General features: G+C 44.5%; 22 protein-coding genes. 10 read left to right on the top strand and 12 right to left on the bottom strand.

All coding sequences use genetic code 11. The features are described from left to right. Nucleotides 1–17: 17 nt before the first annotated feature. Nucleotides 18–419, bottom strand: a complete 402-nt coding sequence (locus CLV31_RS08485; RefSeq protein ID WP_111392459.1) for a type II toxin-antitoxin system VapC family toxin — start codon at nt 417–419, stop codon at nt 18–20. Continuing rightward, nucleotides 416–664, bottom strand: coding sequence for a hypothetical protein (locus CLV31_RS08490; protein ID WP_111392460.1), 249 nt, complete (start codon nt 662–664; stop codon nt 416–418). The genes CLV31_RS08485 and CLV31_RS08490 overlap by 4 nt, the downstream gene beginning before the upstream one ends. 217 nt (nt 665–881) lie before the next feature. Here CLV31_RS08490 and CLV31_RS08495 point away from each other — a divergent pair, with 217 nt between their 5' ends. From CLV31_RS08495 to CLV31_RS08505, 3 genes are all read left to right on the top strand, one after another. Beyond that, complete coding sequence (locus tag CLV31_RS08495) at nt 882–1,694, top strand: sterol desaturase family protein (RefSeq protein ID WP_111392461.1); 813 nt, start codon at nt 882–884, stop codon at nt 1,692–1,694. Nucleotides 1,695–1,759: 65 nt separating this feature from the next. After that, nucleotides 1,760–2,209 carry a nuclear transport factor 2 family protein gene (locus tag CLV31_RS08500; RefSeq protein WP_111392462.1) on the top strand — a complete coding sequence of 150 codons (450 nt, stop codon included), beginning with the start codon at nt 1,760–1,762 and terminating at the stop codon, nt 2,207–2,209. A gap of 566 nt (nt 2,210–2,775) precedes the next feature. Further along, a complete protein-coding gene (locus tag CLV31_RS08505) occupies nt 2,776–5,058 on the top strand; it encodes a PAS domain-containing protein (RefSeq protein WP_111392463.1) in 2,283 nt (760 codons plus the stop codon). A 345-nt stretch (nt 5,059–5,403) separates the two neighbouring features. On the opposite strand, the gene CLV31_RS08510 is transcribed toward CLV31_RS08505, so the two are convergent. From CLV31_RS08510 to CLV31_RS08530, 5 genes are all read right to left on the bottom strand, one after another. Further along, a complete protein-coding gene (locus CLV31_RS08510) occupies nt 5,404–7,071 on the bottom strand; it encodes a DUF6909 family protein (protein WP_111392633.1) in 1,668 nt (555 codons plus the stop codon). Between the two features lie 139 nt (nt 7,072–7,210). Further along, nucleotides 7,211–7,804, bottom strand: a complete 594-nt coding sequence (locus CLV31_RS08515; protein ID WP_111392464.1) for a hypothetical protein — start codon at nt 7,802–7,804, stop codon at nt 7,211–7,213. A gap of 78 nt (nt 7,805–7,882) precedes the next feature. Further along, nucleotides 7,883–8,464 (bottom strand): peptide-methionine (S)-S-oxide reductase MsrA, encoded by a 582-nt coding sequence (gene msrA / locus CLV31_RS08520; protein WP_111392465.1) that lies wholly within the window; start codon nt 8,462–8,464, stop codon nt 7,883–7,885. A 177-nt stretch (nt 8,465–8,641) separates the two neighbouring features. Next, nucleotides 8,642–8,893 carry a DUF3253 domain-containing protein gene (locus CLV31_RS08525; RefSeq protein ID WP_111392466.1) on the bottom strand — a complete coding sequence of 84 codons (252 nt, stop codon included), beginning with the start codon at nt 8,891–8,893 and terminating at the stop codon, nt 8,642–8,644. 4 nt (nt 8,894–8,897) lie between these two features. Continuing rightward, nucleotides 8,898–9,440, bottom strand: coding sequence for a class I SAM-dependent methyltransferase (locus CLV31_RS08530; protein WP_111392467.1), 543 nt, complete (start codon nt 9,438–9,440; stop codon nt 8,898–8,900). Nucleotides 9,441–9,518: 78 nt separating this feature from the next. On the opposite strand from CLV31_RS08530, the gene CLV31_RS08535 reads away from it, so the two are divergent. Next, entirely contained in the window at nt 9,519–11,525 is a 2,007-nt protein-coding gene (locus CLV31_RS08535) for an LTA synthase family protein (protein ID WP_111392468.1), read from the top strand. 58 nt (nt 11,526–11,583) lie between these two features. On the opposite strand, the gene CLV31_RS08540 is transcribed toward CLV31_RS08535, so the two are convergent. The 5 genes from CLV31_RS08540 to CLV31_RS08560 all read right to left on the bottom strand — a co-directional run bounded on the left by CLV31_RS08540 (nt 11,584) and on the right by CLV31_RS08560 (nt 17,499). Next, entirely contained in the window at nt 11,584–12,762 is a 1,179-nt protein-coding gene (locus CLV31_RS08540) for a hypothetical protein (RefSeq protein WP_111392469.1), read from the bottom strand. A 107-nt stretch (nt 12,763–12,869) separates the two neighbouring features. Next, the gene (locus CLV31_RS08545; RefSeq protein WP_111392470.1) at nt 12,870–14,096 is read right to left on the bottom strand and encodes a YaiO family outer membrane beta-barrel protein; all 1,227 of its coding nucleotides are present in this window, start codon (nt 14,094–14,096) and stop codon (nt 12,870–12,872) included. Further along, the gene (locus CLV31_RS08550; protein WP_111392471.1) at nt 14,096–15,559 is read right to left on the bottom strand and encodes a glycosyltransferase family 2 protein; all 1,464 of its coding nucleotides are present in this window, start codon (nt 15,557–15,559) and stop codon (nt 14,096–14,098) included. The genes CLV31_RS08545 and CLV31_RS08550 overlap by 1 nt, the downstream gene beginning before the upstream one ends. Beyond that, nucleotides 15,552–17,132, bottom strand: coding sequence for a hypothetical protein (locus CLV31_RS08555; RefSeq protein WP_111392472.1), 1,581 nt, complete (start codon nt 17,130–17,132; stop codon nt 15,552–15,554). The genes CLV31_RS08550 and CLV31_RS08555 overlap by 8 nt, the downstream gene beginning before the upstream one ends. 7 nt (nt 17,133–17,139) lie before the next feature. Next, on the bottom strand, nt 17,140–17,499 hold the full coding sequence (locus CLV31_RS08560; RefSeq protein ID WP_111392473.1) for a response regulator transcription factor: 360 nt from the start codon (nt 17,497–17,499) through the stop codon (nt 17,140–17,142). Between the two features lie 227 nt (nt 17,500–17,726). Here CLV31_RS08560 and CLV31_RS08565 point away from each other — a divergent pair, with 227 nt between their 5' ends. The 6 genes from CLV31_RS08565 to CLV31_RS08590 all read left to right on the top strand — a co-directional run bounded on the left by CLV31_RS08565 (nt 17,727) and on the right by CLV31_RS08590 (nt 25,382). After that, nucleotides 17,727–19,424 carry an amidohydrolase family protein gene (locus CLV31_RS08565; RefSeq protein ID WP_111392474.1) on the top strand — a complete coding sequence of 566 codons (1,698 nt, stop codon included), beginning with the start codon at nt 17,727–17,729 and terminating at the stop codon, nt 19,422–19,424. 4 nt (nt 19,425–19,428) lie between these two features. Further along, nucleotides 19,429–20,820: an amidohydrolase family protein gene (locus CLV31_RS08570; protein ID WP_111392475.1), complete on the top strand. Its 1,392-nt coding sequence runs from the start codon at nt 19,429–19,431 to the stop codon at nt 20,818–20,820. Nucleotides 20,821–20,844: 24 nt separating this feature from the next. After that, a complete protein-coding gene (locus tag CLV31_RS08575) occupies nt 20,845–22,146 on the top strand; it encodes an amidohydrolase family protein (protein ID WP_111392476.1) in 1,302 nt (433 codons plus the stop codon). Between the two features lie 327 nt (nt 22,147–22,473). Continuing rightward, nucleotides 22,474–24,570 (top strand): M28 family peptidase, encoded by a 2,097-nt coding sequence (locus CLV31_RS08580; RefSeq protein WP_111392477.1) that lies wholly within the window; start codon nt 22,474–22,476, stop codon nt 24,568–24,570. A 75-nt stretch (nt 24,571–24,645) separates the two neighbouring features. Further along, complete coding sequence (locus CLV31_RS08585; RefSeq protein WP_111392478.1) at nt 24,646–25,047, top strand: nucleotidyltransferase substrate binding protein; 402 nt, start codon at nt 24,646–24,648, stop codon at nt 25,045–25,047. Further along, nucleotides 25,044–25,382 carry a nucleotidyltransferase family protein gene (locus CLV31_RS08590; protein ID WP_111392479.1) on the top strand — a complete coding sequence of 113 codons (339 nt, stop codon included), beginning with the start codon at nt 25,044–25,046 and terminating at the stop codon, nt 25,380–25,382. The genes CLV31_RS08585 and CLV31_RS08590 overlap by 4 nt, the downstream gene beginning before the upstream one ends. Nucleotides 25,383–25,385 lie beyond the last annotated feature (3 nt).

The raw sequence follows: 25,385 nt of genomic DNA on the forward strand, positions 1-25,385 counted from the left end.
CCTGAAAATTTCCCGAATCACCAGACTACTTTTAGTCCAATTTCCTGATAGCGTTTGATGCTTTCATCGGCTGTGAGCAAAGTCAGACTATGTCGGAGTGCTTGCCAGATCAGCATCCGGTCAAATGGATCTTTGTGAATGGAAGATTCAAGTCTGAAAACAGAAAGGGCATCCTCTACAGTCAAATCCAAACTTCTGAATTCAAAGTATTGGTCAAACCCGGCCTTCAGCATTTCGGGAGTATGGCCTTTTAAGTCTAGTTTTCCAGACTGGAATTTCAATCCTATTTCCCAAAAACTTACTGCGCTGAGATAAATTTCATTTCTTGGATCGAGTAAAATCTCTTGAGCTGCTTTGCTGAGCTTATCATCTTCGTAGGCCAGCCACAAGAGGACATGGGTATCGACCAAGTACTTCATAGCCCAAATTCTTCCAGTTCTTGATCAGACCAGTAGAGATCTTCTTGGTTGATGGTTACACCCTGTTCTTTGAAAAATCCCAGGGTACGCTTGGCTGGCTTTTGAGGCTCCAGGGTTTTTCCAAAATAGCCGACCAATTCACCGGATTTTCCTTTGATCACTTTGACGGTCACGCCGTTTTTGATCATTTCCACTACTTCGGAAAACCGCGCCTTAAACTCCCCAATGTGCATCGTCAGTGTCATAGTGGTCTGATTTTAAGCTAAGTTAGATTTAACTTGACAAGTTGTCAAGGAAAAATTGAGTTAAGGAGGGATTATCAATTCCTTTTAGACTGAATGGGGCAGTTGCAATCCTTCATCTAGTCTAGGGGGTGCCAGAACTTCCAATGATCCCGATTAGGGGACGATAGGAAGGTTCATGGGATTGACTTATATTCACTTCAAGTGTAAATAACAAGATATGGAACTGATCAACAGCATCTTAAGCATCGATCCAAACTATATTCTGATTGGCTTACTGAGCCTCTTTTTCTTTTTGGAGCAAGTGACTATCAACCCCTATTCGTTCCAAAACCGAGGAAAGCACCTCTTCCAAAACCTCCTTTTCCAGCTTTCGCTTACCCTTTTGAATCTGGTTTTTCTCGGCATTCAGCTTCAATGGATCGAATGGCTTACCAGGCATCAAATCGGACTTTTGCACTGGACCGAATGGCCCTATTGGGTCAAACTGGCGCTGGGGGTGGTATTTTATGATCTGACCACCTATTGGATTCATCGGGCCTCTCATCATGTTCCCTTGCTGTGGAGATTGCATCGGGTACATCACAGCGACACGCAAATGGATTCCTCGACCACCTTTCGTTTTCATCCTTTGGAAATCATTTTTATCTACCAAACCGGCAATGTCCTCACGGCGGCAATTTTCGGCACAGATATGACCGCTTTGGCGCTTTATTACCTCATTTTGTATGTGTTTTTCTTCCTGGAGCACTCCAACTTGAATTACCCCAAGTGGTTAAATCACACGCTGGGAATGGTGCTGGTCATGCCGGACCATCACCGGGTGCACCACCACAAAGATCAGCAGTACACCGACTCCAATTTTGCCGATATCTTTATCCTTTGGGATAGACTGTTCAAAACCTTTAAATGGATTTCTGTGAAAAAGTCAGACTTTGGCCTGAAAGAATTTGACTCCGAAGACAAACAAACCTTTCTTTACCTGATGAAAAGCCCTTTTCAATCCCTAAAAAAGAATCAAAAAACAAATTGAATGGCCCTTCGTCAGAATACCTGACTTAACTATTTTTCCAACCTTTTCTCAAATAATTCACACCCATGAAAACCCTCTTAGTCCTAGTGGCTCTCCTTTTTTCCACCACCGCCTTTTCCCAAACCTCCGATGTCCGTCAGGTGGAGCAACTGATTCAGGATTCCTTTGATGAGATTTTTTCCAACTATAACGCAGAAAAGCTCACTGACTTTTACACCGAGGATTTTATCCTTCTCGAGCATGGAGAAGTTTGGGATATGTCGTTTATTCGAAACTACCTCGGCAAAGCCAAAAGCAACCCCAACCCTCCTACCCGCACCAATCGCTTTGAATATATCAAAACAATCGTGGAAGGAGACCGGGCTTGGATTGCCTATCACAACTATGCCACGATCTCCCGAGACGGGCAAGTGCTTCGCGAACTCTATTGGCTGGAAAGTGCCACCGCCATCCGGACAGAAAACGGATGGAGGTTGGATATGCTTCATTCCACGCGGGCGGATAAAAAAGAGTAATTCTGACCTCTCCTTTCTGCGGAGCAACTCAGCTCGTTTTCAGGATTCAATTACAATACCATTAAATTTTTGAGCTGTATTTTCACTTTCTTAGCAGAAAGCTGAGCGAGCAAATAAAGTTTCTCGAAAAGGTTGAAATCAGAAATCCTTCGGTCGACTGTGCTGTGCACAGTCGAAGCATTCGACCCATTAATCAAAGCTGATTTGGAGGGTGGTACAATTGCGGACAATCCTATTTTTTGATTAACGACTTGTTAAATAAACATTCTAATTCATCCTCACTATAAGATTAAATCAAACTTATGTTGCAGAAAAGTGGGGAATTATTCCACACTCCTCGCAATTCTTTCTTATTTTTCAAGGACTTGACTATCCAAATATAATTTTCCGGGATCGGTTCATTTACCTCAAAAGACCGATGATTAGCACCAAACCGTTCCATACTTTATTATTCGTTTTCTTGCTGTGTAAATCTACAGCAGTGACTCTTAACCATCAGAGGTTGGCTATGGATTTGTAACTTTTATTGATTCAGATATGATGCTGAATCGTAAGACAAGAAACCTATGAATGCGACAAAACCGACTGAAGTCCTAACCACTTCCTCCACTGTTTTACTTAAAAACTTGGAAGAATTGACCTCTTCCGGGACTTGGGAACTGAACTTTCGAGACAATACACTCCACTGGTCGGAAGGAGTTTTTCTCATGTTGGGCTATGAACCCAATGAGTTCGAGGTGACTTTTGAAAAGGGAGTTTCGGTACTTCACCCCGATGATCGGGATCGGGCCCTAGCCCATATGAATGAGGTTTTGTCCCAAAATATCGAATACTCGATCCGGAAGCGACTGATTAAAAAAGATGGGGCTATCATCCACGTGGTCTCCAAAGCCAACCTGGAAAGAGATGAGCAAGGAAATCCGGTCTACATGATCGGGATATTTCAGGATGTTACTGAGTTTATCAAAACCAAAAAAAAGCTAAAAAAATCAAAAATTGTTACTGAAATCCTTATCGAAAACATCGATGGAATTTTTTGGGAAGCAGATGCCCAAACTTTTCAATTCACCTATGTCAGCCCGCAAGTTGAAAAAATCACCGGGTACTCAAGAGAAGAATGGATGGGCTCTCCGAGGTTTTGGTCGGATCACATTCATCCGGAAGACCGGGACTTTGCCGTCAACTTCTGCCACCTGGAAAGTAAAGCCCTCAAAGATCATAAGTTTGATTATCGCTTTTTAAAAAAAGACGGCACTTATATCTGGCTGAACGATCGGGTCAAGGTATTACATGAAAACGGTGTTCCATTCAAACTAGCCGGCTTGATGGTAGACATCACTCATGAAAAAGAGCTATCCACTGCTCTCAATGATGAGCTGCGACTAAAGCAAAATTTTATCCAAACCCTCCCCAGCGTATTCTATCTCTTTGATCAGTCTGGAAAATTTTTGATTTGGAACAGTCTGCTACAGTCGATCTCCGGTTTTTCAGAAAAAGAAATCCAACACATGCATCCACTGGATTTTTTCCAAGGAAGCGAAAGAGATTTGGTCAAGCAACATATCCAAAAAGTGTTGGAACAGGGACATACCGAATTGGAAACGGCTCTAACCTCCAAGGCTGGAAAAACTATCCCGTTTATTTTTACCGCCTCCCGAATCAATTATCAGGGTAAAATCTGTGTCTTTGGTACAGGACTCGACATTTCTGAAATAACCACCAATAGATCTTTGCTATCGCAAAGTATTGAGCGTTTTGAGTTTTTGGCCAAAGCCACCAATGATGCCATTTGGGATTTTGATGTAGCCAACAATTCCCTATTCTGGGCAGACGGATTCCAGTCACTTTTTGGGTACGACTTGGCTCAAATTCAACCAAGTTTGGATCTTCTGATTTCCCTGATTCACCCCGAGGACCGGGAACGAATAGTAGCCATCATTGAAGACTACTTCAATCCCAAATGTGAACAAAACAAATGGCTGGAGGAATACCGGTTTAAAAAAGCCGACGGCACCTACTCCTATGTCATTGACAAAGCCCTTTTTATTCGTGACCGAAAAGGACAGGTCACAAGGATAGTTGGCTCAATGCAGGACATTAGTCCCAGAAAGGAGTATGAAAAATCCCTCCAAAAACTCAATGAGGAATTGGAAGCCAAGGTGAAAGCCCTTGCGATTTCCAATTTGGAATTGGAGCAGTTTGCCTTTGTCGCCTCTCATGACCTTCAGGAACCCCTTCGGATGATATCCAGCTTTATGGGATTGCTGAAAAGAAAATATGGGAGCCAGCTCGATGAAAAGGCGGATCAATACATCCAATTTGCCATCGGAGGCGCCAAACGGATGCAGCGGATCATTTTGGAACTCTTGGAACTATCCAGAGTGGGAAGAAATGAAACAGACCTGGAAATAGTCAATACTCATGAATTTGTAAACGATATCATCGAAGGACTTGCCCTGAAAAACCGGAAAGGAAATTTCATTTTTGAGGGGCTCCCGGAGATCAAAACCAATAAGGCATTACTTCAACACATCTTTCTCAACTTGATTTCCAATGCGGTGAAATACGCCAAAAAGGACATTCCGCTGGAGGTGAAAATTTCGGCAGAAGAACTCAAGGACCATTGGAAATTTTCAGTCCAAGACAATGGCATTGGGATCGAGGAGGAATATTTTGATAAAATCTTTGTGATTTTCCAGCGAATCCAACGGGACATCGAATACGATGGAACCGGCATCGGATTGAGTATTGTCAAAAAAGCAGTCGAAAAACTCGAAGGGGAAATATGGGTGGAGTCTGAGCTGGATAAGGGAAGTACCTTTTTCTTTACCGTCAAAAAGATTGCCTGATACCAGAAACCGGTACCCATTAAAACTGATATGAATCTGGGAAATTCACCACAATCATGAAAGTGAACGAACACCTGACAGGTCTGAACTTAATACATTATTCTGCATATCCACTTTCTTACCAGGAAGTTACGCGAGCTTAAAAGTTTTCTAGAAAAGTAGAAATCAGGAATCCTTCGGTCGCTTGTGCTGAGCACTGTCGAAGCATCCGACCCATTAATCAAAGAGTATTTGCCTGGTGGTGCAATTCCGGACAATCGCAATTTATTTTGAGACTTTCATAAAAAAAACCACCATAAATTAAAAGTCCCAGCCTGGTTTCAGGCTGGGACTTTCTTGTTAGGCTCATTTGAATAGCTTTTCCAAAATCTTGTAGGTAATCAGATAGGTAGGCCTCACCCCTTCCATACCCAAAGCTCCCGAGGCCAGGGTGCTACCTGTTTCCAGGGGATTGTCAGAAGCATAGTAGGCGTAGAGTACCTTGACGTTGGAGCGGATGCTGCCCCGGATTTTGGAGGCAGATTGGATAGCCTTTTGATAGTGAGCACCTTCCATTTCCAGTCCCACAGCATTCCAGGAAGATTCCATAAAATACGTCAAGATCTCTCTGTTCTGAAGTGAGGTTCCCAACACGGTAATCATCGAACCTGAATACACTCCCAATCCATAGCCTTCAAAATCGGACTTTTTCAATTCATTTCGGAAGGGGTAATTGTCCGCGGTACCTTCAAACACGTGGGAATTAGGAACCATCAGGTCTCCTTTTCCACCATGAAGGATTCCAGCTTTTCCCATGATGGAAGTGGAAACTACATTGAGGGGGTATTTTTTACCGTTTTTGGAGTACGGTTTGAGCAATTCATCAAAACATTCGTAGGCTTGCTCGCCAAAGGCGTAGTCCATGACAACAAGAACAGGACGCTTTTCCGGATCATCCGGCAAAGAGGTGCCGGGGATCAGTGAGGATTTTTGCAAATGGGCGGTATCAATGATCTGTGCTCCGATGTTGGTTCCGGATTCATCGGGAAGATCAATGAATCCATGCTTTTCGGCATAATCTTGAATTTTCTTGCCCTGATTATTTTTGGATTTGACCGAAATATCCGTGGCCACTTGTTCGATCTCTTCAAAACTCCCGCATCCCAAGGCCTGATGAGCATAGACGGTATTGAGCACGCTGTGAAGATTGGCAGAGATGATGTGAATCGGCCGATGTATCAGGTTCTTTTCCAACAGTTTCTCCTTGATTCGGTCGGCCCAAAGTTCGCCATACACGTGGTGGCCAATCCGCTCTCTCAGGGTGGCTGAAAAACTAATCTCTCTATCCAATCCCAAATTGGTCTCTTCCATGGCTACTTTACCCAAATGGTAAACAATGGAAAATAAGCTGTTGGAATTTGAGCTTTTGGCAAATTTCTTCACGGCACCCAAGGTCTCCTCAAAAGTCCGACCGATGATGTGACTCAAATACGCCGAGGCACATTCCATGTCCAGCTCTTCCCCATCCCGTTCTTTACGGACAAACTCCTCGAGCATCTCCCAGTTGGAAGAGATTTTCCCTTTCGGGTCTGTGCTGTTGCGAAGGATTTTTTTGGATTCGATATATAAAAAGGTGAGGTGGGTCAGAATATCGTAAATGTCAGACCGACCGCGGGTCATTTCCACATACATGATCTGATCGTCGAGGCGATAGCAATTTCGCTTTCGACGGGGAGGCACCAAGGGTACCAAATGCGAAGTTTCATAGCCTTCTCTGCTGATCAATCGCACATAGCGGCATTCCTCTATCCCTTTTGGCAATCGCTCCATCACATAAAGCAATCCGTCCAGTTCGATCTTTTCGGTATCGGTAAGCGTCCCATAAATTTCAGGACTCAAGACCATCAAAGCCTGGATCAATCCCTCACCTGAAACCCCCATAGGCTTATAACTTCCCCGGTTAAAAAGATGTCTCATGGTGATGTACAACCGCTCAATCGCTGCTCTGGACTCTTGTGCTCTCGTTCTCTTCATTTGCATAAAAAACAGATTAATTCAGCGAAATTAGGAATAAAACCTGATTTTGAGGGTTAAGTTTTTTGAAAGATGGGGTAAGGTTGAGATGACCCTTTGCTCAATATCCCGGATAATTCCCTGCCCGAGAAATACCCGATCAGTCCTTCTTTATTCCTTTTTTGACCTTGAGTCCTATTCCAAAATACCGTTCTCCCACTTGGAAAGACCGGATACCTCCCCTCAGTTCGGGTTCAAAAATCAAGGTCTCTTTAAAAGGGATTTCCCTTCCGATTTTCAACATCGGACCCACTCTGACCCTTGGACTTCGACTGTAAGAATCCAGGGTGATTTCCCCTTTTCTTACCTGAGTCCAATCCGTAAAAATATCGACCTGTGGTCCCAAAGATACATGGGCAAAACCGACGTCATATCGCAATAGTACCGGCACTCCCACAAAGCCCAACACATAGCGGACATAATCAGAAACAAATACCGTAGGGCTACTGATCGTGATCAACTGCTCTTCGAAGAAAGTCCGGTAGAAAATTCCGACTTCGGCCCCAAATTTTTGAGAAAAGTTCCACTCATACATCAACCCTATGTTGGGATTAAACCTTTCTTGATGGGATTCCCCGCTAAACAAAACGCCGAGGTAATCCGGTTTTTTTTCTTGAGCGAGAAGATTTGAAAAAACGCTTGCAAAAAGCAGCAAAAACAAGGAAAACGATTTTCTAAAATGGAATGAATGCATGGATTGAAACAATTTGAAATAATAATACGAACTCGTTACAAGAAAACTAAAATTTCAAACAATTCTTTCCGTCCTTCTTTATTTTTTAAGTTTATCTGCAAAATATTGTTTCAGTTTCTCCACTTTGGGCCGAACCACAAACTGGCAATAAGGCTGCATTCCGTTCTGATTGTAATAATCCTGATGGTAGTTTTCGGCAGCATAAAAATTGGTAAAGGCTGTAATTTCGGTAACTAGGGGTGAGTCAAAGATTTTGGATTGATTGAGCTCTGATTTCAGTTTTTCGGCAATTGCTTTTTGAGAATCATCTTTGTAGAAAATGGCAGATCGGTACTGGGGACCGACATCTGCCCCTTGCCGGTTGAGCGTGGTCGGGTCATGGGTAGCCCAAAAGACCTCCAACAAGGATTCCAGACTGATCTTGGAAGGATCAAAAAACACCTGAATCACTTCGGCATGACCGGTGGTACCCGTGCAAATCTGACGATAGCTCGGATGATCGAATATGCCTCCTGCATACCCCGACACCACCTTGATCACTCCTTCCAACCGTTGGAAAACTGCCTCGGTACACCAAAAGCATCCCCCGCCTAAGATGATCATTTCTTGGCCTTCTGGAATATCCAGGTTTGTTTTGGGAAGCAACTCGTCGTGTTTCATTTGTTTTTGGTTTGGTTTAGAGGGAATCCATTAAGGCGAATTGTTTAGGCTAATGATTGCGCTTTAGGTCTTCATCAAAGGCGCAACACACCAAACCCTAAAATCCAACTAGACTCTCAAGAAATTTTCTTTTGGACTATTCAAACTTCAAGAATCTCCATCAAAACCCAAATTGGTTCAGATAGGTTTCTGAGGAAGAGCAGAGATTCTGACAGGACCTATGGGAAGTTGGTTGGGATCTACAGGCTTGTTTTGTTGAGTCACCCGGATCAACCCTTCCCGATACATGTCCATCATGACTGCCTGGATCTCCGGCATAAAATGCCTCCAATCCTCGGGGTAAAGCTGCCGGACCACTTCGGAAGGACAAAATGAGTTGTTTTTCCTCCTTCGGCAAAAATCCAATATCGCCACCCTGAGCACTTCCATTTACTCAATGACAAATCATCACAAAGGCCGGGGGAAGGTTTTTCAGGGTAAATTTTGCCTCAACTTGAGAAAAATATTTTTGGAAAAGTTTTTTGAGCAAATAGGAATAACAAATCTGAATAAACTTCCCCTGCGGTGTCAGCGCGCGTTTGCTCTGCTTGAGAATCTGATCGGTACCCTCCTTGGAGATTAAACTAAAAGGAAGAGAAGAAAGAACGTAGTCGGCTTTTTTCCCCTCCAAATATGCCTCTATGTTTTCTGCCGAATCACAAATGATTTTCACATTGGGTTGAGGAAACTGTTTTTTCATGGCCTCACAAAAGGAGGTATTGATCTCAAAAACCAATAATTCGGCCTCCGGCGACAGGCGATCCACTATGCCTTGGGTAATACTTCCGTCTCCCCCGCCCAACTCGATGACCAAGCGAGCTTGACTTAAGTCGGTGTAAGAAAGCATTTTATTGACCAGGGCTTTGGAGCTAAAAGTCAGTGCGCCTGTTGTGTTGATATTGGAGTACAACTCCACCAATAAATCTGATTTACTCATGCTGTGAAAATGACCGTTGAAGATACCTGATTTTGCCTTATCTTTTCGGAATCTCCCACAAAAACTTACGCTCAATTTATGGCCCAAAAGGCTGAAATCCGCTCCACCTTTCTAGATCGCTTGTATTCCGTCTTAAAAAACTTCTGGGGAATGTCTCTGGTGTTTTTAGGATTGATGATTTTGCTTCGCTTGGCCGAATTGGGCTTGGTCTTCCAAACCCATGTTTTGGATTTCACATTCCGGGATGTTTGGACCTATGGATTTTTGCAAGACTTGGAATGGATCCTTTATTTTCTGGGCTTACTCTTTATTGTTTTTCTGATTTTAAGCCTGCTTTCCCGCACTTTAGCAAAAATAGTCCTCCAAGTGACGCTTGCTGTGGCCTTGATTGTCCATGTCGCGCTGATTTTCTACTTTCTGAAGACCTTGCTCCCTCTTGGAAAAGACCTCTTTGCCTACAATTGGAATGATCTTATTTTGACAGTCTCCTCTTCGGGACAGCTCAATTTGATCAACTTGATTTTAGGACTTGTACTTTTTTCTGTGTTGTTGCTTGTTTTCCACCTGGGGATCAAATTTTTCCCTTTCCAACTGAAGACTTCGCTTTATTTCACGGCAGCGCTTTATGCCCTGCTGCTTGCGTTCACTTTTCTTCCTGAATTAATCAGTGCAGGAACCAGCGAAACGAAAAGAAACGTGGAATTGAACAAGTCCCGCTTTTTGACTGAGCAGGCGTTTGATTATTGGATTTATGGCGGTGAATATTACTTTGACTTTTACCTTCGGGGAAGCAGCGATGATCTTTTGGTACAAAAAGAATTCACCAATGATGAGTATCCCTTTGTTCACAAAAACAACTATCCCGACGTCCTGAGCCCCTTCTTCGACAGCCTGACCCAAGCCCCTGATATCGTTTTCATCTTTGTGGAAAGTTTGGGAAAAGCCTATTCCGGCAAAAACGCGTATTTGGGCTCTTTCACGCCATTCCTGGATTCACTGGAGCAGCATTCCCTGGTGTGGACCAATGCCCTCTCCTCTACGGGCAGGACCTTCGGTTTACTTCCCGGAGTATTTGGCGGCTTACCTTTTGGAGAAAAAGGATTTCTGGAGCTTTCTGATGAGTTTCCTTATCATCACTCTTTTCTCAGCGTAATGAAGGACAACGGCTATGATGTCCGGTATTTTATTGGAGCGGACCGTAAATTTGACCGGGTTTCAGACTTTTTGGAATATCAACAGGTAACCCAGCTGGAAGATGAATCCACTTTCTTGCCCGGATATCAAAAATCACCGTCTCAAAATGGATTTTCCTGGGGATATGCAGACAAAGAACTATTTCAAAACGGATTGAGAAAACTCCCTGCGGAAAGAGTCGCCCCACAGGTGCGTATTTTTCAAACCCAAACTTCCCATGATCCTTATTTAGTCCCAGAGCGGGAGGTTTACCAGCAAAAACTTCAGGCCCATCTCAGAGAATACCTCAAGCTGAGTACTGCAAAAATCAATGAGTATTTGGCCTATCAGGACATCTACATGACGGTATTGTATGCCGATGATGCGGTCAAATTATTCATTGAGGAATACAAAAAGCGTCCGGAATTTGCGAACACCATTTTCGTCATTACCGGGGATCACCGTCTTCCCGAAGTACCGATGGCTTCGAGATTGGATCGTTTTCATGTTCCTTTGATGATCTATTCCCCTCTTCTCAAACGTCGCGACTATTTCAAAGGGATCAGCAGTCACTATGAAATAACGCCTTCGCTGTTGGCATTCTTGGAGAAAAATGCAGGAATCCAACTTCCGGAAGAGGTCATTTGGCAGGGACAGGTCCTTGACACCACCCGCACCTTCCAATCCATGATTGCCATGCCGCTGATGCGCAACAAAAATCAGTTGGTGGATTACATCCATGGAGAGTTCTTCCTTTCCGAAGGCCAGATATTCCTGGTCACTGACGGGCTCAACATCGATCCGGTAGATGATCCCGATTTATTGACTCGACTGACGGGAGAGTTTGAGGAATTTAAAAACAAAAACAGCTACATGGTGCAAACCCGCAAGCTATTGCCTCCCAAACCCTGAAAAACCTGAGTTTAGGATAAATTCCCAACTTCAAGTGAATGACTTTCGGAAAAGAAGGTTAGTCTTTCTTCTTTGATTGATGTTCCTGCTGTAGGATTTGCTCCAAAAGCGGTTGATAGTAGTTCCAGAAGAAACTTTGGCGATCTGTAAAATCCGCAGCCACGTACAAGGACCTCCAAAGAAATGGCAATCCGGAAAATTTCGGAGAGCCGAGGTCTTTCTTGATATCAGAAAAGTCTCCCGCAAAATAATACTGTCTCCCCTCTCCAATCTGACGATAAACCACAGCAGGAAAAAATCGGGGAAGTCCCATGGTTCTTAAGCGCTGCAATCCGGAAGCGGTGGGATTGATATCGTAATATGAAACCACCTGATAGTCTCTTTCGATCATCACCACATCAAACCAATCCGGATAGGGAATCACCTGAGGCAACTTAAATCCGTGCTTGTTCACTTTCTGCGTGCGGATAAGCGGGGTTTGGTTTTGAAAATCACGCTTCATCAGAAAAGCCTCAATCTCCCCACTCTCCTTCACAAAAATCAACCCCGGACCGGCAAGATCCCAAGTTCCATGTTGCGCTTTGTACTCTTTTCTCATCCACAAGGGAATATCTCCATTCTGAACGGTATCCAACTCATCAAAATAACGGCCGATCCAGCCCGTCCATTTGATACCCATCAGATTTTCAAACTCTGTCCGAATGGGTTTGGGAGTGGGTGAAGCCATCGAATTGTACTCAGCGATGACGGTTTTCCCCTGTTCTTTGGCACTTTGAATCAGCCGGATCTCTGAAAGATCCATGCCACCATAGATTTTTGTGCTGGGGTTTTCTACAGGAGGCTTATTGAAATCATTTTCAAATACCCCATAGGTGTCCGCAATGAAAATCAACTCTTTTTTTCTGACCAGAGAATCGATATCCGACCTGGATTTACCCGTCAGGTCTTTGATCTGACCATAATTTTGGGCAGAGCGGTCCGGGAAAAAACCCAAATAATCTTGGGAACTGTCATAAAACCGATCTTCTGATTTTTTGAATTTGCCATGTTCCAGAATCCAGAAAATTCCTTGATGCTCTTGATAGGTTTGATCTCTCACCGTTTTATCCACCACCAAAATCTCCAGGTTTCGAGTTGGGGTCCAAAACCAAATCAAATAACTGATCAAAGGAATACCCGCCAAAATCAACACAAAAGGAAGCAAGCGGGTCAAAAAGAGCTTAAATTCTTCTTTCATCAGTTTCTTAATAGATTTCAAGTGCTGTACAGAATGTCTTAAGGAATGGAAATCAAAAGGCAATCAACTTTGGTTGGTGGTTTGTCCGTATGGTTCGAATCGATCCCCTAAAACCGATATTCAAAACCGACAGACAAATTCAGGTTGTTTCTAAAATTATCTGTTGATAATTCTTCTCTGGAATACCCGGTAAATCCATAGATCATAAACTTAGGGGAAAGGAGTTGCTGATAGCCAAACCTTGCACGATAGGAATTGAGCAATTGGGTCTGATCTCGGGTCTCTTCATCCGGGGACACTCCAGAACCCAGCTGAATACTGAAGAAGTCCTCAGCGGTTTTGAAGTAATACCTTGCTGTCAATTGTCCGGAGGTACCGGTTGAGTTTTCGCTGGGAATCACATTGGCACGGAAATTAAACCACCAGCTTCCTACATATTTTCCCACAGAAGCCGTGAGAATGTGTGTAACTTGAGTGAATCCTAAATACCGATATCCGCCTTCCAACTCCCAGGCTTTGGGTAGATTGTGGTAATAAGAAGCTCCGAACCGCAGTTTGGGGAAGAAACTTGCACCTGAACCGCCCAGGTTAAGGTAAGCATAGCCATTCTTTCCGATGGAAGGATAGGCATCCAACTCATACAGCGTCCCAAATCCATTGAATCGCTCCGATTGTGTCACCCGCGCTATCAAAGCACCCGTGAGTTTGGTCCGCGTCCTTCCATAGACTGACCAAGTATGCCAAGGGGAGGTACTTCCATAGAACGTGTCATAATCATAGGTAGCACCGATGGCGTTGGTATTTCTGAATCGCTGCAGATTTTGCATATAAGCCAACATCCCTTCCTGATTGAATCCTTTGTCAAAAAGCGGTTTGGCCAAATCATACGCCTGATCATATTCTTCCCGATAATAAAACAACCTGGATTCTCTGTAGGTAATCTCATCAGGAATCGGGCTTCCTAGGTTGGATTTGGCTTTTTGAAGTACCTCGGCCGCGGTATTTAGGTTGTCAGACCAGAATAAATTGTCCAAATAGCCAACATACCCATCGGTATAAGCTGGAGATGCGATGATGGCACGCTCAAAGTAAATATTGGCAGAATCATTTTTCCCTTCCCAAGCATAACTTCTTCCTACCAAAATTAGAATATCAGCGTAGTTGGGATATTTAGACAAGGCTCGAAAGGCAATTTTTCTGCCCTCTTGGTATTTCCCTCCCATGATTTGAGTCCTGGCTTGGGAAAAAAGCTCATCCGGATCAAATGAATCTTGGCCCTTTGCTCCGATCAGCACCCCACTGATCATGAAAAGTGTAAAAAACAGCTTCTTCATTAACTTGTTGTGGCTTGAGTTTGGATATTTTTCTTGTCTTCTGCCTTCTTGAAGCCGGTGCGGATCATGCTGCCCCAGCCTCCTTTTCCTTTGATGAAGTCGATATGACCTTTCAGTCCCCACCATACGATTTTTGGATGTACTGTAAACGGCTCGATGATAATCATCCAAATGAGTTTTCGGAGATCTTTTTTGTCTTTGTAATTATTGAAGGCTACTTGCTCATAGAGTACGCTAAACGCAGAAACCAACAAAGAGAGCAAATACATCAAAGCAAGAAGAGCAAAGAAATAGATGGCGCTGAAATCACCTGTCACCAGCAAAATCAAGGTGTAAAGCAAACCTGCTGTTTCCAATATCGGGGCAGATTTTTCAAAAATCGCCCAAAAGGGATAGGAGATCATTCCCAAGATTCCATACTTGGGATTCAACCGCATCGCCTGATGAAGCTGTAAAGTCTCAATGGTTCCTCTCATCCATCGGTTTCGCTGACGGGACAAAATAGCCGCATTTTCAGGCACTTCTGTCCAGCATAAGGGATCGGGGACAAAGCCCAATTTGTAGGGGATTTTTGCCTCTTCCATGTATCTTCTCATTCTGACGACCAGCTCCATGTCTTCGCCTACCGTCTTGGGAAAATATCCTCCGACTTTTCGAACCAGATCGGTTTTGAAAAACCCAAATGCACCGGAAATCAACATCAAACCATTGATTCTGGACCAGGCCATCCTGCCCATCAAAAAAGCCCTGAAATACTCAATGACCTGATATTTCCCCAGCATGGTTTCTGGCACCCGGTATTGTGTCACGGTTCCATCCTGTACATCGCAGTTGTTGGCAATGCCGATCACACCACCTACAGCAATCACACTACGGTTTGTCTCCTCCATAAACGGTCTCACCATCCTGGAAATAGAATCACTCGACAAGATGCAATCCACATCGATACAGGCCAAAATCTCCATGTTGGCGACATTGATCCCGGTGTTCAACGCATCCGCTTTTCCACCGTTTTCTTTATCGATGACCACCAGCCTTCTGAAGGACATGTTTTTGGAGCGGTAAATTCCTCTGACCGGCTTGGTTTCGATTTCAGGAAAATAGGCAAAATTGGTTTTCTCCAGCTCGAAGGATTCAATCAGCTTTTCTAAGGTATCGTCTTTCGACCCGTCATTGATAATGATGACTTCAAATTTCCCATAATGCAAAGACAACAAACTCTGTGCATTTTGGACAATTGTCATTCCCTCGTTGAAGGCCGGTGCCAAAATGGACACCCCTGGCGCAATAGGAGACGTGATGATATCCCCATAATCTGCGAATCGGTTTTTCCTCAGGTAATCCCTCATTTCAAGGGCACTGAGAATCATCAGCAAAATATAAATGGAAATGACCGCAAAACTGAGAATCAAAAACATCAGTCCGAAGACCTCCAACAGAAAATAGAACAGAAAACTATACATGGCTCAACAGGGGGTCTAAAATGTGGGCTCGAATCTGTCCGGAAATGGGGTCTGACGCTCCGATAGTGGCCTGATCAAATTTGGAAATATCCAAGGCATGAAGGGTTTTGAGCAACTGCTTTTTCAATTTGAATGAAAGCTGATCTTTTGCCAATCGGCTGTAGATCAGCTTAACCGAATTTTCATCCCCCAACGAAAACGCGGCCTTGGCAGCAGCAAAGGCCAATTCTTCATTTTCAGAAGAAAGACATCTATTGATAAACCCTACCTCCATATGAGCGCCGAGGGTTTCATAGGTTTCCAAAATTTCGATTTGCTCCTCCAGTCCCACTTCCTCACTGATGTTGGCCAAATTGACCAATAGATCCAGCCTGCCGAGCATCCGGACCAGTTTGATCCCGAAAACTCGAATGGATTGATTGCTTGATTCAAAGAGCACTTCCAGTTTCAGTGGTTTTACGTTACTGACAAACTTGATGATCCGGAGGTAATTCATCTGCTGCCATTCAGACAGCGGGAAGGTCTGATCTTTCAAAAAGTTCAGATCGACTTTCTCAGAAAGATTGAGTAAGGTCGCCACTGCCTGGGACCGGACATGAAAATTGTCAGAATTGGCATGACCTTTCACTTCTGTCAGCGCTTCGACCAAATCCATCTCGTTGATCTCCACCAATCCCTGCGTGATCTTGTACCACTTGCCTGATTTGAGGGATTGAATGGACATTTTGTCCAAATCAAGTTTTTGATATATAGTCTTCAATTTACCTTTAAACTCCCCCTTCATCTTTTTATTCAAACCGATGATCTTCTGAATCAACACTTCTTTGAATAATACTTTTTGCAAAAGTTCGGCAGGAAAATAAGCATGGAAATCTGATGCTTTCATGACGCTTATTTCATCCAATTCTTTTTCAAAAAGAAGGGAAGTCAATGGATCTATGATCAGATTTTCATATTCTTTTTTGTGTTGCTCTCTTTTACTTTTTTTCACCTTTAGGATAATCATGAAAATTATCATAACGATAGAAACAACAAAAAAGAAGATGATTACAGCAGTGACAATAAACAGTTTGTAATCAGAGATAAATAGAATTTTAAACTTCAAAAAAGGGGAATAAGGAGTCTTTTTCGCCAATACGACAAGATCTTCCGAGACATCTTTTACTTCATAGATCGGTTGGTAATCTCCGTTTCTGACCAAGTTGGCCAAGTACTCCCTTGCTCCTTGCCAAGAAACCTCTTCGGAGTAGACCCTATACGACAATCCAACATTCAGACTATCCAAACCAAACCGACTGGACATTTCATGGAGTTGGGCAAAATGCTCCATAGGTTGGGAAATATAGCCCGAATCAGTTTTCGCAAACAGGAAAAGACTGTCGAGGAGCAGGGATTCAGGTAGGGATTTGTCCTTGATTTGCCAGCGAAAACTCAGGCCGGGAACCTGATCCTGTAAAACCAAAAAATCCCCAAAATCAGTACTGTCTTGGGGAATAATCGATTCTTGTGCCTCTAGCCTGGTCCACGAAATCGTCAGAAGGGAAAGAAAGGTCAGGAGTAAAAATGTCCTCATATCATCATTATTGCAGGATCCGTTTCACACGAATAGCAAGTTCATTTGGGTTGAAGGGTTTAGGTATGAAGTCAGACACCCCCAAATTAAATGCTTCCAACACCACCTGTTCTTCCTCTCCGAGAGAACTCAATACAATGATCGGAGTGTCAGGCTGATGTTTCTTGGCATGATGGATAATTTCGATTCCACTGCGAAAGGGCATCATCACGTCTGTAATGATCAAATCCGGATTAAGGGTATCGATGGCTTTCACCCCCTCATTGCCGTCTTGCACGAGGTGGGTGTCATAACCGTCTTTTTTTAGCCTAAACTGAACTAGGCTTGAAATCAACAAATCATCCTCAATAATTAGGATTTTTTTCATATTTCAGGGATAAACTCTTATTAAAGATAGCATCAGAATCCTAAATCAAAGCATCCTCTACCATCCAAATAAGGAGGATTTGAATTCAATGTAAATAAAATGCAATTATTCGCATTTCAGTACCTGTAACACACCATTGGTCAAAAAAAAAGATTGAAAAAATAATTCCATCTGGATAGTCCATGGGCATTTACTAGCTTGCTGATTGAAGAATAACCATCAATCAAATGAAAAAACAATTTCTGAAAGCAGGTTGGTTGGGCTTGCTGGCAGCTGGAATTTTGACGCATGCTGCATGGGGACAAAGTGACCCCACAGGCAAGCGACGCGTGACCAGCACCTATGCCATCACCAATGCAACTGTGATCACCTCACCCGGACAACCCGGCAGCAAAGCCACTGTTGTATTTAAAGACGGCGTGATTTTAGGCGTTGGTTCCGGTATCCAAATTCCAAAAGAGGCAAAAGTATTTGCCGGTGATTCGCTGTTTATTTATCCGGGATTTATTGACGGCGCAGGCAATATGGGAATCACCAAACCCAAAGATCCAGAGCGGCCAAAGGATTTCGTCTCCTCCAATCCTCCCGATGAAATCGCAGGAATCACGCCTTGGAGATCCGCTACGGAGCAATTCAGTGCGTCATCCAGTCAGGTTGACGATTGGAGAAAAGCTGGATTCACCATCAGTCAGGTCATCCCTGACGGAGGGATGCTTCCGGGAAAAGCAGCAATTATGGTTTTGGGTGCCGGTAACGCTACCAATCTGATCCAGATCAATTCCGGATTGGCGGCCAATTTCAGAGGTTCCAGAGGAATGTATCCAGCCACTGCCGCCGGAGTGATGGCAAAATTCAGAGACGTGTACCAAAATAGCACGCTAGCATTGGAGCATGAAAAAATGTATGCATCCACTGCCGGTGTCAAAAGACCTCAGGTCACTCCTACCCAGCAAGGGATGGCCGCCGTAGTTCAGAAGCAGATTCCTGTCATTTTCACCGCACCATCTGATCTGGAAATCAGAAGAGCCATCGCACTTCAAAAAGAATTCGGCTTCAAATTGATCCTTTCAGGATTGGAAAATTATGAAACGGTGATCGACCTGATCAAATCCACCGGTACTCCGGTATTGATCAAACTTCAAGTCCCGGATGACAAAGCCGTAAAGGCTCAGAAATCCGAAGGGGTGACCGAAGATACCAAAGCACAATATGCAAGAGTAAAAGAAGCCTATGAAAATGCGTTGAAACAGGCTGCTATGCTGGAAAAAGCAGGAATTGCCTTTGCTTTCACAACGATAGATGCCAAAGCCGGTGATGCCATGAAGACTATCCAGACTTTGGTAAAAAACGGACTGAGCGAAAAAGCTGCTTTGGCCGCATTGACCTCCAATCCCGCTTCGATCCTTGGTATCAGCAGAGTAGCCGGAACTATCGAAAAAGGGAAAATGGCCAATCTGGTCATTACCACAGATTCTTTATTTAAGGAGGATTCCCAAATCAAACATGTGGTCGCTGACGGTTTTGTGTTTGACTTTGAAGTGAAAAAGAAGGCCGCCAATGGCAATGGAAAAACGGATGGAGCTCCAGCCGGTTCTGTGGAAGGGGTTTGGGAATACACTTCAGAAACTCCTGCCGGTAGTTCAGGCGGTGAAATTGTACTGAAAAGAACCAATGGCGTATTGAGTGGAACCATCAGCTATGACGATCCGGCCGGATCTGGAAAAGTTACTTCTCCGATCAAAAATGCCTCTGTAAACGGAAAAACGCTCAGTTTTGAGTTTGATGTCAACGCCGGAGGATTGAGCCTCACCGTGAGCATCACTGGAGAAATCAACGGCAACTCCATGGAAGGATCTCTTTCCGTTCCGCAAATGGGTTCTTTCCCGGTTAAAGCCACTCTTTCTTCACCTAGCCTAAGCAACTGATCCTATGAATAAGCTCAATTATTTACTTGCTGCTTTTGTAGGCTTGGGACTAAGTGTCGCCCAAGCACAAACCCCTAAAGGCAGTGTTTTGATTAAAAACGCGACTGTTCTGACTGTGACTAAAGGAAATCTGGAAAATTCAGATGTCCTCGTTCAGGACGGCGTAATCAAACAAATCGGAAAAAATATCGCTGCTCCCTCCGGAGTACAAACGATCGACGCCACCGGCAAATTCTTAATGCCAGGCATCATCGATGCACACTCTCACGTGGCCTTGGATGTGGTCAATGAAGCCTCCTCTCCCATCACCTCCGAGGTGAGAATGAAGGATGTGGTCAATCCCTTTGAGATCGGAATCTACCGAGCCTTGGCGGGTGGAGTGACTATTTCCCATGCCATGCACGGCTCCGCCAACGTGGTAGGTGGACAAAATGCGACCTTAAAGCACCGTTGGGGCGCAAAAGATCCTGCTGACATCATCATGCAAGATGCGCCACGCACGATCAAATTTGCCTTGGGTGAAAACCCAACCCGGGTTCACGGCCGGGGAAATGGCATCCAACCCCGCACTCGAATGGGCGTGGAAGCTGTCCTGAGAAATGGCTTCAGTGAAGCACTTCAGTACAAAAAGGCTTGGGAAACTTACAATGCGGCTAAGGCGCAAAAAGGAAATACGGTAACTCCTCCGGTGTACAACGAGCGCTTGCAAACCTTGGCAGATATTCTGGATGGCAAAATCATCATCCATTGCCACTCTTACCGTGCAGACGAAATCTACATGCTCATCAACGTAGCGAAGGATTTCAACATCAAAAAACTGGTATTCCAGCACACCAACGAAGGCTTCAAAGTAGCTCCGGAAATTGCAGAATACACCATGGGTGCTTCTGTATTTGCAGACTGGTGGGCGTACAAGATGGAAGTGTATTATTCCACCGCCTTCAATGCGGCCATCCTTCAGCGTAATGGCGCCATCACTTCCATCAATTCCGATTCGGCGGAACTGATCCGTCACCTTTATCATGAAGCTGCCAAAACGCAGCGATATGGTGGATTGACCGACGATGAGGCTTTGGCTATGATCACCATCAATCCTGCCAAGCAACTCGGCATCGATGACAAAGTTGGTTCCATCGAAGTGGGCAAGCAGGCTGATTTGGTGATTTTTGAGTCCCACCCTCTTTCATCCTATGCAGTACCTCAGATGACTTTCGTGGACGGTGTGAAATATTTTGACATCAAGTCAGATAAGGATGATCAGCGTCAGTTGGTCGCTGCTACTGAGATGGTCGAGCCGATCTTCCTAAGAGCCAATGAGGAAGCTCATCGTTGCATGCAGGATGTAGATGCGTACTTCGAGGCATTTCAAGGCGCATTTCTAGAAGAAAAACACTAATCACCCCGAAAATTCAAGACGATAATGAAACGAATTTTAAAAACCTTTTGTGCCGCTCTACTTGCCCTGCTTCCGATAGTGGCAATGGCCCAGATCGACGGGGAATTTGTAAAGCCTCGCACAGGAAAATTCCTCCTGAAAAATGCTACCGTTGTCACAGTGACTAAAGGAACCCTTTCCAATACCTCAGTTTTGTTGGAAAATGGTAAAATTTCCCAGATTGGGGCCAACATCACCGCTGCAGATGCAGAAGTCATCGACTGTACCGGAATGTTTATCTATCCGGGAATGATCGATGGGGGAACCCGCCTCGGCCTGGTGGAAGTGAGCTCTGTTCCTGAAACTGTCGACTACGCAGAAATCGGAAACGTGACGCCAAACATGCAGGCATTGACCACCGTCAATCCAAATTCTGAAGCGATCGGAGTCACCCGCGTATCAGGTGTGACCACTGTTTTGACGGTTCCTACCGGTGGACTTTTCCCTGGTACCGCAGCTCTGATCAACCTCAATGGCTACACACCCGATCAGATGTACGGCGGGTTCAAAGCGGTGGCCATGAGTTTCCCGAGCTCGGGTCGACGTGGTCGTTTTGACCGCAGATCCGAAGAGGACATCAAGAAGGATGCAGAAAAGGCGATGAAAGAAGCCAATGACATCTGGGATAATGCCAAGAGCTACCTGGAATTGAAGAAATCCGGTGCGGAACTTTCCTACTACCCTGAAATGGAACAGCTTTCCAAAGTGATCGCAGGCGAACTTCCCCTTTTGATCGAAGTCAATGCAGCTTCTGATATTCAGAATGCGATCAAGTGGGTCCAAGACAAAAAAATCAAAGTGATATTTTCAGGTGTAGCTGAAGGCTGGAGAGTAGCAGAGGAAATCGCCAAATCCGGAATCCCTGTGGTAACCGGTCCGGTGCAGGAACTTCCTACCCGTCAGTCGGACCGATACGATGCGGCCTATTCCAACGCCGGAAAAATGGCCAAAGCAGGAGTAAAAGTGGCACTGAGAACGGATGAAGAAGAAAACGTAAGAAACCTTCCTTTCCATGCTGCATTTGCAGCTGCCTATGGACTGGGAAAAGAGGAAGCGCTTAAAGCAGTGACCATCAATCCTGCTGAGATCTTCGGTATTGCGGATCAATACGGCTCGGTGGAAACTGGGAAAAGAGCAAACTTGATTGTATCCACAGGCGATCCTTTTGAGACACGCAGCCAGATCATCCATGTCTTTATCGACGGATACAGAATCCCGATGTCCAACAGACATATCCGACTTTATCAGGAGTTTTTGGAAAGGTCTCCAGGCTTGAAGGCTAATTAATTAAAAAAGGCCATGGAAGCGATTCTGTGGCCTTTTTTTTCTAAATGGAAAATTAAAATATATGTGTATTCGCATGTTTGCACGTTACTGATTTAAATTAGGTTTTGAGGTTCAAAATAGGCGGATTCCTACTTACCAAGGGGGCTAGGAGCCTGTCCCGACGAATGACGGGAGGATTTTTCATATAGGAAAATTCGCTATTCAAGACCTACGAGCATTGTTCCGGATACACATATTAAAATATTGGAAAATTGGAAGATTTAATACTCCGTAGCCTTTTTCCCAATTTTTCAATTTTCAAATTTTAAAATCTTTCAATTCAAAAAAATGAAACACCAATTACTCGCTCTCACCGCCGCCTCGCTTCTATCTTTTCAGGCTTTGGCGCAGCAGGATGGATTTCTCCCCACTCAGCTCGAAGGCCAGAAAAAATTTGAAGCAGACTTTTTGAAAGCCGTCGACTACGACAGGTTCAAAATCCACCTTACCGAACTCACCAAAAACCCGCACATCGCCGGTACTCCCGAAAACGAACTGGTCAAAGATTATATGGTCAAAACCATGTCGGATGCCGGTATGGAAGTCAAGGTGTGGCCCTATGACGTGTACCTCCCCAATCATCCGGGCAAATCCGAATTGCAGATCATCTCCCCGGTGAAATTGACCCTTTCGCAGAAAGAAGGAGAAATCGAAGAAGATCCTTTCTCCAAAGATCCCAGACTTCACTTGGGATTCAATGCCTTCTCCGGAAGCGGGGATGTGACGGCAGAAGTCGTCTATGTCAATTACGGAACCCGGGAAGACTTCATGAAGCTTGCCGAAATGGGCGTTCCTTTGGCAGGTAAAATTGCAGTGGCACGATACGGAGGCAACTTCCGGGGATACAAGGCCAAATATGCCGAACAGTATGGAATGATCGGATTGGTAGTGTACACCGACCCGAAAGATTCAGGGTTTACCCGGGGTGAGGTTTATCCCAAGGGTCCCTTTTTCAACGAAACGACCATTCAGCGTGGGTCCATGCTGACGTTGGATTTTACGGGCGATCCATTGACACCCAACCGTCCCGCTCTACCTTTGGACGGAGCCAAAAAAATCAAGCGCGATGATCCGGCGGATGTCGCTTTTCATACGATTCCAGTCACCCCCATTGGATATGGCGCTGCCAAAGAAATCCTCAGCCGCATGACCGGCTCGGAAGTACCAGCAGAATGGCAGGGGGCATTGCCGTTTACCTACAGGATCACGGGAGGTGAAGAGCTAAAAGTCCGGGTCATGGTGGACCAGAAACCGGACTTTATCCGTGCCAACAACGTGATTGGAACTTTTGTGGGAAAAGACTTTCCAGACGAGTGGATCATTTTGGGCAGTCATTATGACGCTTGGTCTTTTGGTGCCACAGATCCCAATTCCGGCACAGCGATGCTGTTGACCTTTGCAGAGGCTTTGGGGGAATTGTACAAAAAGGGCCAAAAGCCCTCCCGGTCCATTTTGATTGGACATTGGGATGCTGAAGAACAGGGCGTCATCGGATCTACCGAATGGGTAGAGCATCTCAAAAAAGAACTCGGTGCCAAGGCTGTTTCTTACATGAACTTTGACGGTGGGGTTTCTGGAAGAAACTTCGGTGCTTCGGCAGCTCCCACTTTGAAAAAACTCATCATAGATGCCTCGAAAGAAGTAGTCTATCCAGACTCCTCCAAAACCGTGTTCGAAGTTTGGGCTGGAAAAAACCCAGAGCCGGGAATAGGCAATCTAGGCGGAGGTTCGGATCACATCGCTTTCTACATGCATGTGGGGATTCCTTCGCTAAGCGGTGGTTCGGGAGGCCCTACAGCCTATCACTCCAATTATGATAACCTGCATTACTATTCCAAGTTTTCCGATCCGAGTTTCAAAATGGGCGGAGCAGTAGCCCAACTTTTTGGCTTGGTGGCCATTCGTCAGGCCAATGCGGCAGTCATTCCTTATGATGTCCCTCGGTATGCCAAAGATTTGAAGGGCCACTTTGAACAGGCTGTTAAAAATGTGAAAACAATCGATGCCAACTTTGCGGGCTTTGATCAGGTGGATGCGGCTTTGAGAAGCTTGGAGGCCAGTTCTGCGGCCTATCAAAATGCCTTGGAGAGCGGACTTACTGCCGGAAACCTTTCTGCTTCATCCCTTCAGAAAATCAACAAAGGACTGATCGGGCTGGAGAAAAGCTGGATTGATCCCAAAGGCATGTATTATGGATCCTGGTACAAATCCCTCTATGTGTGCAATGATCCTTTCTCCGGATACGCATCGTGGATTCTTCCCGGTATCCAATATGAAGTGGCGATCAAAAACACCACAAGACTGGAGGAATGGGATACCCGATACGCCAAAGCCATCTTAAACCTGAGCAAAAAGATCGATAAGCTCACGAGTCAGCTTCAATAAAGACTTTAACCATTAAACCGCCGAGTGAGAACTTGGCGGTTTTTTTTGTCCCTTGGATGTGACTAAATTGTAATCATGGAAAACATGGATGTCCGATGGAAGCAGAGACTTCAAAATTTTAAGAGGGCTTTTATTCAACTGGAAAAAGCTGTAAAAACTCCTGATCTTAATGAATTAGAAAGGCAAGGTTTGATAAAAGCCTTTGAATTCACTTATGAACTAGCTTGGACTACATTAAAAGATTACCTGATAGATATGGGCTATACCGAACTTATGGGATCAAAGGACACCTTTCGTCAAGCCTTTCAATTAGGATTGATCTCCGATGGAGAAATTTGGATGGAAATGGTAAAAAGTAGAAATCTCACCTCACACACTTATAATCAAGATACTGCTGAATCTATAGAAGAAGACGTAATCACTACGTATTACCCGTTGATAAAGCAATTGCTCGATAACCTTGAAACCAAAGAATGAATTTATTAGCGAATGAGATATTAGCATCCGAATTGGGTCTAAAAGACTCCCAATTGGCGGAAATCAGGGCATTTGCCAGAAAATACCCTTCGATCGAAAAGATCGTGGTGTATGGTTCTCGAGCAAAAGGAAACTATAGACCGGGTAGTGATGTGGATATGGTGTTGGTAGGAAAAGATCTCAAACTATCCGATCAACTCGCCTTTTGGAACGATCTGGACGATAGCTATCAGCCCTACTTTTTTGATGTGGCAATTTTACACCAGATTCAGAACGATTCCCTCTTGGAACATATTGAGCGAGTGGGAAAAGTGATCTATCATAAAACAGATTAGAAT

It is taken from the genome of Algoriphagus aquaeductus (genome assembly GCF_003253485.1).
Classification (GTDB): domain Bacteria; phylum Bacteroidota; class Bacteroidia; order Cytophagales; family Cyclobacteriaceae; genus Algoriphagus; species Algoriphagus aquaeductus.